The following is a 12,670-nucleotide window of genomic DNA, read 5'->3' on the forward strand; positions in this document are numbered from 1 at the left end:
CAACTCGGCTTAATTCCGCTTTAACTTCGCACCTCCTCCCCGAACCCAGCCCACCAAGCCTATTCCCGCCATGGACATGCAGCGCCTCGCCACCGCCTCCCGACTTGCCAATATCGATGCCTTCCACGTGATGGAGCTGGCCAAGCAGGCCGCCGAACTCGAGCGTGCCGGGCGCCACATCATCCACATGGGCATTGGCGAGCCCGACTTCACCGCCGCCGAGCCAGTCGTGCGGGCGGCCGAGGCGGCCATGCGCCGGGGCGTCACCCAGTACACCGGCGCGCTGGGCATCGCGCCGCTGCGCGAGGCCATCGCCGGCTATTACAAGACCATGTACGGGATCGACATCCCGGCGCGCCGCGTGATAGTCACCGCCGGCGCCTCGGGCGCGCTGCTGCTGGCGTGCGCCGTGATGGTGGAGATCGGCGCCGAGGTGCTGATGCCGGACCCCAGCTATCCCTGCAACCGCCATTTCGTCGCAGCCTTCGACGGCCGTGCCAGGATGATCCCGAGCGGCCCGGCCCAGCGCTTCCAGCTCACGGCCGCGCAGGTGGAAGCACACTGGGGCGAGCAGACCCGTGGCGTGCTGCTGGCCTCGCCCTCCAACCCCACCGGCACCTCGATCCTGCCGGATGAGCTGGCGCGCATCCTTAGGGCCGTACGCGCCCGCCAGGGCTTCGCCATCGTCGACGAGATTTACCAGGGCCTGTCGTACGACGCGCCGCCGGTATCGGCGCTGAGCCTGGACGACGATGTGATCACCGTCAACAGCTTCTCCAAGTACTTCAATATGACCGGCTGGCGCCTAGGCTGGCTGGTGGTGCCGGACGAACTGGTGAATGCCTTCGAGAAAGTGGCGCAGAATCTGTTTATCTGCGCCTCGGCGGTGGCCCAGCACGCGGCGCTGGCCTGTTTCTCCCCCGAAGCGCTGGCCATCTATGACGCACGCAAGGCCGAATTCCATCGCCGCCGCGACGCCATCGTGCCGGCGCTGGAATCGCTCGGCCTGCGGGTGCCRGTCAAGCCGGATGGCGCTTTCTACGTGTATGCGGACTGCCGGGGCGTCAACCACCCCGCCGCGGGCGACGCCGACACCCTGACCCAGGCCATGCTGCGCGATGCGGGCGTGGTCATGGTACCGGGTCAGGATTTTGGTCCCTATACGGCCAGCGACTATATCCGGATCTCGTATGCGACCTCCATGGAGAACATCGAGGAAGCCATGGCGCGACTGGGCAAGTTCTTCGCCTGAGGGATGCACAAACGAGACCCAAACGAAAAAAAGCACCCCTGTGGGTGCTTTTTTTCTGCTTGCCGGCTCCGTCTTGTCCTGGCGGGCCCGGAGGCGCCTTCTCGCGCGTGCCGGCAAGCAGCAGCCGTCCAGGCCGCCGCCGGTGCGTATCAGGCGCTTCTCGGCACGTTCCCGGCGGCTTCCAGCTTGTCGCTGGCCGTACCTTGATGGTGCTCTGCCTGCGACTTGGCGTCGGTAGTCACTTCCGGCTTGGCAGCCACGGGCTCAGCCGTGACGCTGCGTACGCCCGGCAGCTGACGCAGGCGGGCACGCTCTGCCAGCACCTTAGCCCCATAGCCGCCGTCGGTGTTGGTGGTCGCTGCGCCGACGTAGTACTTCAGGCCGCCTTCCAGCGAACCCGCGCGGGCGATGCAGTCCTTCAGCACCAGCGCGCCGATCTTGATATTGGCGTACGGGTTGAGCGCGGCTGCCACGCCGCCCACGGCCTCGTACTTGTCCTGGTGGACCTTGGTCATCACCTGCATCAGGCCCTGCGCGCCCACGCCGCTCTCGGCGTACGGGTTGAAGCTGGACTCGATGGCGATCACGCCCAGGATCAGCAGCGGATCAATGCCAACCTCACGCCCGGTCAGGTACGCGGCCTTCACCAGCTGCGCGGTTGCCTGCGCCGCCACGCGGTACTTGCGTGCGATGTACTCAGCCACGACTGCCTGCTCGCGCGCGCTGCCCAGCGTAGCCGGGTTGCGTGCATCCAGCGCCACGCGCTGCGCCGGGATCTGCGCGGCCAGGTGGGCCACGGAGGGCACCTTGCCGGCCGGCTGGCCCCAGTCGTCGGTGCCGGACACCGTGGGCAGACCCACGGGCTTGGCCGGCGCCAGACCGATCTTGGCCGCGGCCACGTCGGCCGTACTGGCAGGCACCGCCGCTTCCATCAGTACCGCGGGCGCTTCCTCGCCGGCCAGCGCGCCAGCGAGGGCCGTACGCCACTCCTGGCTGACCGATAGCGATACAGCTGCGACTGCAGACAACACCCCGAGACTGTTCAGGGCATATTTCAATGTTGCGCGACCGCTCCGTAAGGCGCGGCCAGCGACCGGATGCGCGAGGCGGACCTGCAATGCCCGATTCACTCCGGGTACCGGTTGTCTGAAACGGACCTGCAATGCCCGCCCGACTCCGGGAAGATGAAGGGTTTTCCAACCACTCATACTTACCTCCATCCGCCGTCCGCTTCGCGCCGCGTTGTTGCGCCGCACGTCCGTTGACCGCGTATTCAAGTAAGGATGCCGCGCCGCCTAGCAATGACGTCCAGCACCTGTTGGTGAGCGCTCCCCATGCGCCCAACGAGAAACAAGGTAGGCTCTTGGGGGAGCCTGCCCTGCCGCGAACTACTCAAAGCACCCGGCCAGCGCCGGGGCGATCGACCGGACCCGTCCTGCTCTGACGGATCCGCTCATATGATCGGATATGGATGATTCTTCACTAACCCCTTGACAGGGCGCAAAAAAATGTGCTGCACCGCAACACTCCAACGAGCAGAAACGGATTGTAGAAACCCTTTTATACATCGTCAAGAATAACAATTTCAATTAACCAATCTTTTGGTTATATGTAACAAGGCTCTTTGACGCACTTTCACCACCCCCCGATTCTGGGAAAGTCAGCACTGGCAATGCATGGAGGCCATCGCGGCCGACCGCGGCGGTGTCAAAAAATTTACAATTTGGAGATGCAAATGAGGATGATTTTTTTGCGCCTCATCGCACCAATGTGTAGATAGAAGCATATGACTTGCCAGGACAGGCGCGCTCCGTCGCCTGTACACCACTAGAATTCACTATGAAATACAACGACTTGCGCGATTTCATCGGCCAGCTGGAAGGCCTTGGCGAACTGAAACGGATCGATGCGCCGGTGTCGCCCAACCTCGAAATGACCGAAATCTGCGACAGGCTGTTGCGGGCAAGCGGACCGGCAGTCGTGTTCAAAAACCCGAGCGATCCCCGGAGGCCTGGACAGAGTTATAGCGTCCCCGTACTGGCCAATCTGTTCGGTACGACACGCAGGGTGGCGCTGGGCATGGGCGCCGAAAGCCTGGCCGATCTACGTGATATCGGCCGTGTCCTGTCGGCGCTCAAGGAGCCCGAACCGCCCCGCGGCCTGCGCGAAGCCGGCAAGCTGTTCACGCTGGCCAAGTCCGTGTGGGACATGGCGCCCAAGCGTGTCGGTAGCCCGGCCTGCCAGGAGGTGGTCTGGGAAGGCAATGACGTGGACCTGGCGCGCCTGCCCATCCAGACATGCTGGCCGGAAGACGCGGCGCCGCTGATCACCTGGGGCCTGGTGATCACCAAGGGCCCGCACAAGAAGCGGCAGAACCTGGGCATCTACCGCCAGCAGGTCATCAGCCGCAACCAGGTCATCATGCGCTGGCTGGCGCATCGCGGCGGCGCGCTGGACTTCCGCGAGCATGCGCTGACCAACCCCGGCAAGCCATTCCCGATCGCGGTGGCGCTTGGTGCGGACCCGGCCACCATCCTTGGCGCCGTCACGCCCGTGCCGGACACCTTGTCGGAATACCAGTTCGCTGGACTGCTGCGTGGCAGCCGCACCGCGCTGGCCGGCTGCATCACGCCCACGCTGTCCGAACTGAGCGTCCCGGCTTCGGCCGAGATCGTGCTGGAAGGCCATATCCAGCCCGACCCGAACCACCCTTCCGGCTACCAGCACGCGCTGGAAGGTCCGTACGGCGACCACACCGGCTATTACAACGAGCAGGACTGGTTCCCGGTCTTCACCATCGACCGCATCACCATGCGGCGCGATCCGATCTACCACTCCACCTACACTGGCAAGCCGCCCGACGAGCCGGCCGTGCTKGGCGTGGCGCTKAACGARGTCTTCGTGCCSCTGCTSCARAAGCAGTTCCCGGAAATCACSGAYTTCTACCTGCCGCCCGAGGGSTGCAGCTACCGCATGGCSGTGGTGCGCATGAAGAAGCARTACGCCGGCCACGCCAAGCGCGTGATGTTCGGSGTCTGGAGCTTCCTGCGCCAGTTCATGTATACGAAGTTCATCGTGGTGGTGGACGACGACGTCGACGTGCGCGACTGGAAGGAAGTTATCTGGGCCATCACCACGCGCGTCGATCCCGCCCGCGATACCGTGCTGGTGGAGAACACGCCGATTGACTATCTCGACTTCGCCTCGCCGGTATCCGGGCTGGGCTCGAAGATGGGCATCGACGCCACCGACAAATGGCCCGGCGAAACCACCCGCGAGTGGGGCCGCCCGATCCAGATGGATGCCGCCGTCAAGGCACGCGTCGATGGCCTTTGGGACTCGCTGTTCGAGGCCCGGTCCAAGGCGTGATGGCGGACTGCATGTAAGATCACGTTTTCCGGGGTGGCGATACGAGTTGCGCGGCCCCAACTCGTATCGCCATGCATCGCACATGCATCGCATCGCAACCCATCCGCACGTCCGCGCAGACTGATCCGGGGAGGAGATGGTCTCCAGATAGCGTGAACGTGCCGATAGGTGCATAATTGTGCACGCCCAGCGTGCGCTCTTAAGCCGCGACAAGGAACACAAAGGCCGCTGCCAATGCTGCTAGCCCATACGATCGAACTTGTGACCAGCCAGCGCGAAGTCGATTACTTCGTGAGGGCGGCTGGGTGCGCGCGTTTCGTATGGAACTGGGCGTTGGCAGAATGGCACCGCCAACGCGCGGCCGGTGGTAAGCCGAGCGCAATGGCGCTGAAGAAGTCCTTTAACGCCATCAAGTATCAGCAGTACCCGTGGATGACCGACATCCATCGTGACGCGCACGCCCAACCATTCGCTAATCTATCAAAGGCCTGGTCGAAGTTCTTCTCTGACATTAAGTCGGGGATAAAAGCGCATGCCCCCAGGTTCAAGAAGAAAGGTCAATGCAAGGACGGATTCTACGTCGCCAACGATAAGGTAAGGTTTGACGGACAGTCGGTTGTGCTGCCATTGATTGGGCGGGTTGCCATGCGGGAGGCGCTGCGGTTCCCCGGGCGAGTAATCGGCGCCGCCGTGAGCCGACGAGCCGATCGTTGGTTCATCTCAGTCCAGGTAGAGGTGGCGGACGAAGTGGCGTTCGTCCCGCGCACCGGCAATGGCGTGGTTGGCGTGGACCTTGGGATCAAATCGGCCGTCACACTTTCGACGGGGGAAGCGTTCGAGGGCCCAAAGCCGTTGAAAGCAGCCCTACGGCGCCTGCGGATTCGGTCTCGACGCCTTTTCCGGAAGATTGAGATGGCGAAGCCAGGGCGCGCGGCATTCAGCCGAGATTTCATTGGGCCGCTACGTCCGAACGCCAAACCACAGCCGGCGCGGTCTTCCGGCCAGATCGACAGTGCTGCACGGCTGGCGCGCCTGCACGCCCGCGTCGCTAATATCAGGCAGGATTTCCTGCACAAGACAACCACCAGGCTATGCCGCGAAAACCAAGCGATTGGCCTGGAGGATCTCAACGTCGGCGGTATGCTCAAGAATGAGCGTCTTGCACGCTCACTATCGGACATGGGGCTGAGTAAGTTTCGCCGGCAAATGGAATACAAGGCGAAGAGATACGGCACGCACCTTGTGTTTGCCGATCGCTGGTTTCCGTCGAGTAAACTGATGTCCTGCTGTGGCAATAAGCTCAACAAGCTTGCGCTTAGCGAGCGTCGCGTCGTGTGCCCGGCCTGCGGCATTAGTCATGACCGCGATCACAACGCAGCGATCAACCTTGAACGGCTCGCAACCGAAACTGCGCTACCCGTGGCGAGTGATTCGGCAACGAATCGCACTGCGAGAGGCATGTCGCCAATCGCAGACGGGAAAGTTACGTCCGTCAGAGACGAGGTCGGCCAGCAAGGAGCCTCGGGGCGGGAAGGAAACGACGCGAACATTTGCGCACGTTTTTCATAGCAGACATGACCACCCTTGAAGAAGGAAAATTGATGTGGACGCCGTCGCCGGCGTTTCGCGACGGAAGCCGCATCGCGCACTTCATGCGCTGGCTGGAAAGCGAGCGCGGCCTCGCCTTCGCAGACTATGCCGCGCTATGGCAGTGGTCGGTGACGGACCTGGAGGCCTTCTGGGACGCCATCCGCGCCTACTTCGACGTGCGCTTCGACACGTCGCCCGCGCGCGTGCTCGGCAATGCCGCCATGCCCGGCGCGCGTTGGTTCGAGGGCGCGAGCCTGAACTATGTGCGGCAGGTATTCCGCCATGCCGGCAGCGGCGCGGCCCGCCAGCGCGCGGCCATCCGCTACGCCGGCGAATCCGTTGAAGTCACGGACCTTAGCTGGGACGCGCTCGAACAACAGGTAGCCTCGCTGGCGCACGCCCTGCGCGAAATGGGCGTCACCCGCGGCGATCGCGTGGCGGGCTACCTGCCGAACATCCCCGCCGCCGTCGTCGCCTTTCTGGCCACCGCCAGCCTCGGCGCGATCTGGTCGGGCTGCGCGCCCGACATGGGGCAGGTGGCGGTGATCGACCGCTTCCGCCAGATCGAACCCAAGGTGCTGATCGCCGTGGACGGCTACGGCTACGGCGGCAAGGCATACGACCGTGCACCGATACTGGCCGAGTTGGCCGCCGCCCTGCCCTCGCTCACGGACCTGGTGCTGGTGCCAGCGGGAAATCCCGGCGAAGGCACGATCCCGCTGCCGCCCGGCCTGCACCGCCACGCGTGGCAAGACGTACTGGCACATCGCGTGCCGCTGGCGATTGAGCCGGTACCGTTCGACCACCCGCTGTGGATCGTCTACTCCTCCGGCACCACGGGCATGCCCAAGCCCATCGTGCACGGCCACGGCGGCATCGTCATCGAGCAGCTCAAGCTCATGGCCTTCCACAACAATCTCGGGCCGGACGATGTTTTCCACTGGTACAGCAGTAGCGGCTGGATCATGTGGAATGCCCAGGTAGCGGGGCTGCTGCTGGGCACCACCATCGCGCTCTACGACGGCAACCCCGTCTGGCCCGACGCCGGGGTGCTGTGGCGCTTCGTGGATGCCGCCGGCGTCACCGCCTTTGGCGCCGGCGCAGCGTTCTTCACCAGTTGCATGAAGGCGGGCATCGAGCCGGCCCGCCTGGCCGACCTGTCCCGGCTGCGCGCGCTCGGCTCCACCGGTTCGCCGCTACCTGCAGAAGCCTACGATTGGATCTACCGCCACGTGCGCGCCGACATCTGGCTGGCGCCCATGAGCGGCGGCACCGACTTCGCAGGCTCTTTCGTGGCGGGCTGCCCGATCCTGCCAGTCTACTCGGGCGAGATGCAGTGCCGCTGCCTGGGCGCAAAAGTGGAAGCCTTCGACGAAGCCGGCCACGCGCTGACCGAAGAGGTGGGCGAACTGGTCTGCGCGGCGCCGATGCCGTCGATGCCGCTGTTCCTGTGGGGCGACGCCGACGGAAAGCGCTACCGCGACAGTTACTTCGATACCTATCCCGGCGTCTGGCGCCACGGCGACTGGATCAAGATCACCGCGCATGGCGGCGCCATCATCTACGGCCGCTCGGACGCGACCATCAATCGCCACGGCATCCGCATGGGCACCAGCGAGTTGTACCGGGTGGTGGAAGATCTGCCGGAAGTGCTCGACAGCATGGTGGTGGATCTCGAGTACCTCGGCCGCGACTCCTACATGCCGCTGTTCGTGGTGCTGCGCGAAGGCGTGGTGCTCGACGATGCGCTGCGTGACATCATGCGCGCGCGCATCCGCAGCGCGCTGTCTTCCCGCCATGTGCCGAACGAGATCCTGCAGGTGCCCGGCGTGCCGCGCACGCTGTCGGGCAAGAAGATGGAAGTGCCGGTCAAGAAGCTGCTGCTGGGCCACGCTCCGGACAAGATCGCCAATCGCGATGCCATGGCCAACCCGGAGACGCTGGACTGGTACTTTGCCTACGCCGAGCATTTTCTCGCGGCGCGCGCGAGCGAATCCGCGCCGGTGTAAAACAATGAGGGTGCGCCCTGGCGCACCCTCTTCTTCTTTGCCCGTTCCTTTTTCATCCCCAGCGCCTGCGAATCAGAACTCCACTTCCAGCTCGCTGATTTCATCGGGCTCTTTCCTGGCGTCCGCGATCCATTCCTGCAACTCCGGCATCGCCAGGATCTGCTTGCAGTATTCCACCGGCGCGGGATCCAGCATAACCCCATAGGTCACAAAGCGCGTCACCACCGGCGCATACATCGCATCGGCCATAGTGCGTTTTTCGCCGAACAGGTAAGGGCCGCCATACTGTGTGAGGCACTCGGTCCAGATCTGTGTAATGCGGTCGATGTCGGCTTGCGCGCGCGACCACACCTTGAAGCCGGGAAAGTGCCCCTTCAGGTTCATCGGCAGCGCCGAGCGCATGGCAGCGAAGCCTGAGTGCATTTCTCCGCAGATGGCGCGGCAATGCGCGCGCGCTGCGCGCTCCTCCGGGAGCAGGCCGGCCTTGGGACTGACTTCGTTGAGATACTCGGCAATGGCCAGCGTATCCCACACCGTCACGCCCTGATGCAGCAACCGGGGAACGAGGATGGAGGGCGACAGCAGCAGGATTTCCGCGCGCGCCGCGGCGTCGTCGGGCGGTACCAGCACTTCTTCAAACTCCAGTCCCGCGAACCGGGCCAGCAGCCAGCCCCGCAGGGACCATGAAGAATACGTTTTGCTGCTGATGGTCAGTGTCGTCCTTGCCATCCCGCCTCCTTGCCACCTGGAAAAGCCGTTGCATGGCGGGCGAATGCCGTTGTGTGTGCCAGTGAACGGTGCGCCCGTATCTCTCGGTGCAGTGTCGTGCTATGTGCTTTGCGCTTGCTGCTTCTACTATGAATTTGTACTACATCATGGCGATGACATTTGTATTGCGCCTACGTACTTCGCCAGGCTACCGGGGGTAGTCGACCCACATGACGAACACGCACATCGCAAGCGGCTGCTCATGCCCCGACGCGCTCCAGCGGCGCCGCACTGGCACGGTGCAACGCGCCGCACCAGCAAGAGGCGGCGATCTTGGCAAAGGCCAGCAAGCTTCGCCCATGCGCGGCGCTCTCGCCGCAAACGAACCAGAACAGGTCACCCCGTTGCACCATACGGGCAAGCCCGCAAGCCTCATGCCAGCCACATCGCCGTGGCACGCATATTGCGGCTAATGAGGCCAACGCATAAAAAGGGGTGAGCCATGCTGTACCAGGTGTACCAGAGCTATGCGGACCTTATGCACCCCGCCTGCAGCGTCGCCGACCTCGTGGCGTCGGCGCTGGCAGTGAACTCGCGGCTCTCGGGATGCGAGCCGATGCGCGCCACGCGCGCCGCCTGCGAAGTGCTCGCGCTGAGCCGGCTGACGCATCATCGCCCGGCCTTTGGCATTGATAGCGTCGCCGTAAGCGGCACGCCGTTACAGGTGACCGAGGAAGTGGTCGCGAGCACGCCTTTCTGCTCGCTGCTGCGCTTTCGCAAGCATGGCGTCTCCGGCCAGCCGCGCGTGTTGCTGGTGGCGCCGATGTCGGGCCACTTTGCCACGCTGCTGCGGGGCACCGTGCAGACCATGTTGCGCGACCACGACGTCTACATCACCGACTGGCACAACCCGCGCGACGTCTCGTTGCTGCACGGGCGCTTCGGCTTTGACGAGTTCGTCTATCACCTGATCGATTTTCTCCACGTCCTCGGCGGCGGCACGCACTTGATGGCGGTTTGCCAACCCACCGTGGCGGCGCTGGCCGCGGTGGCCCTGATGGCGGAAGACAATGACCCTGCCCAGCCGCCCAGCCTGATCCTGATGGCCGGCCCCATCGACGCGCGCATCAACCCGACCAAGGTCAACGAGCTCGCCACCAGCCAGCCCATCGAATGGTTCGAGAATTCGCTCACCGGCTACGTGCCGCTGCGTTTCGCCGGCGCGATGCGCCGCGTCTATCCCGGCTTCATGCAGCTGATCGCCTTCATGAGCATGAACCATGAACGCCACCAGCAGGCGTTTCGCGATCTTTACGACCTTCGCGCCCACGGCGATCACGCCCGCGCCGATGCGATCCAGGTGTTCTACGAGGAATACTTCGCCACCATGGACCTGAGCGCGGAGTTCTATCTCGAAACCGTGAGCATGGTGTTCCAGCGCTTCTTGCTGGCGCAGGGCCAGCTTGAAGTGGGCGGGCGCCGCGTGGACACGAACGCGATCCACCRCACGGCGCTACTCACTGTGGAAGGCGAGCGCGACGATATCTGCGCCATCGGGCAGACCATGGCCGCGCAGGAACTGTGCGGCAGCCTGCGTCCCTATATGCGCATGCACCATGTGCAAACCGGAGTTGGCCACTACGGCGTATTCAACGGCAAGCGCTGGGAAACGCAGGTCTATCCGCTGGTGCGCAACGCCGTACACATGAGCGCATGAAACGCGCGAGCCCGTGAGCGCACCCCGCGCTTCCAGGGCAGCCCGGCTAGGCGGCGTCGCGGTCCTTCGGCCACGGTGTCACCGCGGGCACCGCGCATGGGCCTTCCACCTCGACCGTACCGAAGTCGGCCGGCCCCACGATCTCCAGGTACTCCATGTCCGGCGAGTAATCGAACAGGTAGTGGGTGATGCCGGGGCGCTGATGGACGCAATCGCCGGTCGCCACCAGCGTCTCCTTGTCCTCGTACATGAAGCGCGCCCATCCCTTGAGCATCAGCACCACATGGAACTGCGCCTCATGGCGATGCCAGCCTGTGCCCTGCTCGGGCGGCTGGTTGGCCTTGACCAGTTGCACCAGCAGCTTGCCGCCGGTGGCCTCGGCAATGCCAAGATCCCGATAGAGGAAAAAATCGCGCAAACCCTGGTCGACGAAGGCGGTGTCTTGCGAGCGCACGTGGGAAAACTTCGTCGGGGTGGAGTCCGCGGCGGGATCGCCGGCGGGCGCGCTGGACTTGTTGAGGGACTCGGCCATGACAAGCTCCTTTCGCTGGGGGGGAAAAGCACTGCGCTGCGACGCAACATTCACGCCACCAGCGGGCCAGTTGAATGTGGAGCACCGTCCGCTGCGCGTGGCATGCGCCGGGGACCTGGCATGCCACGCATGCACTTGCCGGGGGCGCTGCGTACCGGCCCGGCACCGGGCCGGTGCCATATGATTATGCATCCCGGACGCCCGGCCGGCGGCACGCCCACGCGGACAACGCAATGGCGGCTATGATGCAGCGATATGCATTCGCCGGAACCTCTGCATGCAACCCCTTTCCCATACCCGCTTCCAGGGCCAGGCATTGATCCGGGTCGGAAACGAAGATAGTTTCCTTCTGCTCGCCCCGCAGTTCGGCGGCCGCCTGGTGCGCTGGGTACATCGCGGCGAGGACATGCTCTACTGGCCGGACAACGCCGACTGGTCCCAGCCCGCCCGCGTTCGCGGTGGAAATCCCCTGCTATTCCCCTTCATCGCCAGGCACTTCGCCGACGGTGCGCAGGGCGCCTGGAAAGACGCCAGCGGCGCCGTGCGCGCCATGCCGAACCACGGTTTTGCGCGCGACCTGCCCTTCGCGGTCACGCGGCACGAGCCGGGACGCAGCATTGCCATGGAGCTGCAAGCCTCGGATGCGACGCGCGCTTCCTACCCGTTCGATTTCAGTTTCGAGGTCGCCTACCGCCTGCTCGAAGACGGGCTCGAAGCCACGCTGCGCACACGCAATGCCGGTGCACAGCCGCTGCCCTATTACGCCGGCCATCATTTCTATTTCGCGCTCGCTAACCAGGCGCGCGGGGCATCCGGGCTGGCCATGCCGGCCGCGACCCTGATGCATCAGCGAGCGGATGGCTCGCCGGCATCCAGCGGCCCAGGTGCCGCGGCGTATCGGCTCGATGACMTGCGCCTGCAAGACACCTTCCACGTCCTGCAGCCGCGGCTTGCCGCGCCGCGCGCCTGTGCGCTGGCGATGCCGCCCAACGCCGCTGCCCCTCAGGGCCGCAAGCTGGTGATCGACCTGGACCCGCCTGGCAGCGTACCGTGGTTCGCCGTCACCACATGGTCGGAGCACGTCGACGCCGACTACTACTGCGTAGAGCCCTGGCTCGGCCTGCCAAATGCTATCCACCACGGCATGGGGTTGCGCTGGCTCGCGCCGGGCCAGGAAGAGGCGGCGATTTGCCAGTTGCGGCTGGAGCGATAGCGCAAGCGCGCCGCCCAAGCGGCAAGGTTRGGAAAAAGCGCTACCGAGTGGTTGGCCGACACCAAAGCGGTGGCCTCGGGGCACTGCCATGACCTAGTTCGAGAGGGGGCGACGAAATCAAGCACAAGCGAATCATGTATTAGCTGGGACTCGATCTGACAGATAGTCGGGCTGTTGAATCGAGAAGCGCGACTCAATGCGGGATCAGTTTCTCCTTGGCGAGTTCCAGCGAGTCGAGGAAGGTGCGCATGGGCGTTTTGCCGTAACACCATCGCCCCTG

Annotated in this window: 9 protein-coding genes; 6 read left to right on the forward strand and 3 right to left on the reverse strand. The window is 64.4% G+C overall.

Annotation, left to right across the window (positions count from 1 at the left end; genetic code table 11):
- The first annotated feature begins 70 nt into the window (after nt 1–70).
- Complete coding sequence (locus AC1DN0_RS14065; protein WP_477111664.1) at nt 71–1,252, forward strand: pyridoxal phosphate-dependent aminotransferase; 1,182 nt, start codon at nt 71–73, stop codon at nt 1,250–1,252.
- Between the two features lie 149 nt (nt 1,253–1,401).
- Here AC1DN0_RS14065 and AC1DN0_RS14070 read toward each other — a convergent pair whose 3' ends face one another.
- On the reverse strand, nt 1,402–2,460 hold the full coding sequence (locus tag AC1DN0_RS14070) for a transglycosylase SLT domain-containing protein (RefSeq protein ID WP_477111665.1): 1,059 nt from the start codon (nt 2,458–2,460) through the stop codon (nt 1,402–1,404).
- Between the two features lie 631 nt (nt 2,461–3,091).
- Here AC1DN0_RS14070 and ubiD point away from each other — a divergent pair.
- The 3 genes from ubiD to AC1DN0_RS14085 all read left to right on the forward strand — a co-directional run bounded on the left by ubiD (nt 3,092) and on the right by AC1DN0_RS14085 (nt 8,220).
- Entirely contained in the window at nt 3,092–4,621 is a 1,530-nt protein-coding gene (gene ubiD, locus AC1DN0_RS14075) for a 4-hydroxy-3-polyprenylbenzoate decarboxylase (RefSeq protein WP_441624869.1), read from the forward strand.
- 234 nt (nt 4,622–4,855) lie between these two features.
- Nucleotides 4,856–6,190, forward strand: coding sequence for an RNA-guided endonuclease InsQ/TnpB family protein (locus AC1DN0_RS14080; RefSeq protein WP_477111666.1), 1,335 nt, complete (start codon nt 4,856–4,858; stop codon nt 6,188–6,190).
- Nucleotides 6,191–6,195: 5 nt separating this feature from the next.
- Nucleotides 6,196–8,220, forward strand: a complete 2,025-nt coding sequence (locus tag AC1DN0_RS14085) for an acetoacetate--CoA ligase (RefSeq protein ID WP_477111667.1) — start codon at nt 6,196–6,198, stop codon at nt 8,218–8,220.
- Between the two features lie 72 nt (nt 8,221–8,292).
- On the opposite strand, the gene AC1DN0_RS14090 is transcribed toward AC1DN0_RS14085, so the two are convergent.
- Nucleotides 8,293–8,949 (reverse strand): glutathione S-transferase family protein, encoded by a 657-nt coding sequence (locus AC1DN0_RS14090; protein ID WP_477111668.1) that lies wholly within the window; start codon nt 8,947–8,949, stop codon nt 8,293–8,295.
- Between the two features lie 481 nt (nt 8,950–9,430).
- Between AC1DN0_RS14090 and AC1DN0_RS14095 the strand changes: the two genes are divergently transcribed.
- Nucleotides 9,431–10,645, forward strand: coding sequence for a polyhydroxyalkanoate depolymerase (locus AC1DN0_RS14095; protein WP_477145792.1), 1,215 nt, complete (start codon nt 9,431–9,433; stop codon nt 10,643–10,645).
- A gap of 46 nt (nt 10,646–10,691) precedes the next feature.
- Here AC1DN0_RS14095 and AC1DN0_RS14100 read toward each other — a convergent pair whose 3' ends face one another.
- Entirely contained in the window at nt 10,692–11,177 is a 486-nt protein-coding gene (locus AC1DN0_RS14100; protein WP_477144291.1) for a cupin domain-containing protein, read from the reverse strand.
- A gap of 277 nt (nt 11,178–11,454) precedes the next feature.
- Here AC1DN0_RS14100 and AC1DN0_RS14105 point away from each other — a divergent pair, with 277 nt between their 5' ends.
- Entirely contained in the window at nt 11,455–12,390 is a 936-nt protein-coding gene (locus AC1DN0_RS14105; RefSeq protein ID WP_477145793.1) for an aldose epimerase family protein, read from the forward strand.
- Nucleotides 12,391–12,670 lie beyond the last annotated feature (280 nt).

This window comes from Cupriavidus sp. 05N39, from assembly GCF_056397325.1.

Bases quoted from the DNA above. Each gene is read 5' to 3' on its own strand.
- AC1DN0_RS14070 (WP_477111665.1), bottom strand. From the start codon at position 2,460: ATGAGTGGTTGGAAAACCCTTCATCTTCCCGGAGTCGGGCGGGCATTG.
- AC1DN0_RS14090 (WP_477111668.1), bottom strand. From the start codon at position 8,949: ATGGCAAGGACGACACTGACCATCAGCAGCAAAACGTATTCTTCATGG.
- AC1DN0_RS14100 (WP_477144291.1), bottom strand. From the start codon at position 11,177: ATGGCCGAGTCCCTCAACAAGTCCAGCGCGCCCGCCGGCGATCCCGCC.
- AC1DN0_RS14085 (WP_477111667.1), top strand. From the start codon at position 6,196: ATGACCACCCTTGAAGAAGGAAAATTGATGTGGACGCCGTCGCCGGCG.
- AC1DN0_RS14080 (WP_477111666.1), top strand. From the start codon at position 4,856: ATGCTGCTAGCCCATACGATCGAACTTGTGACCAGCCAGCGCGAAGTC.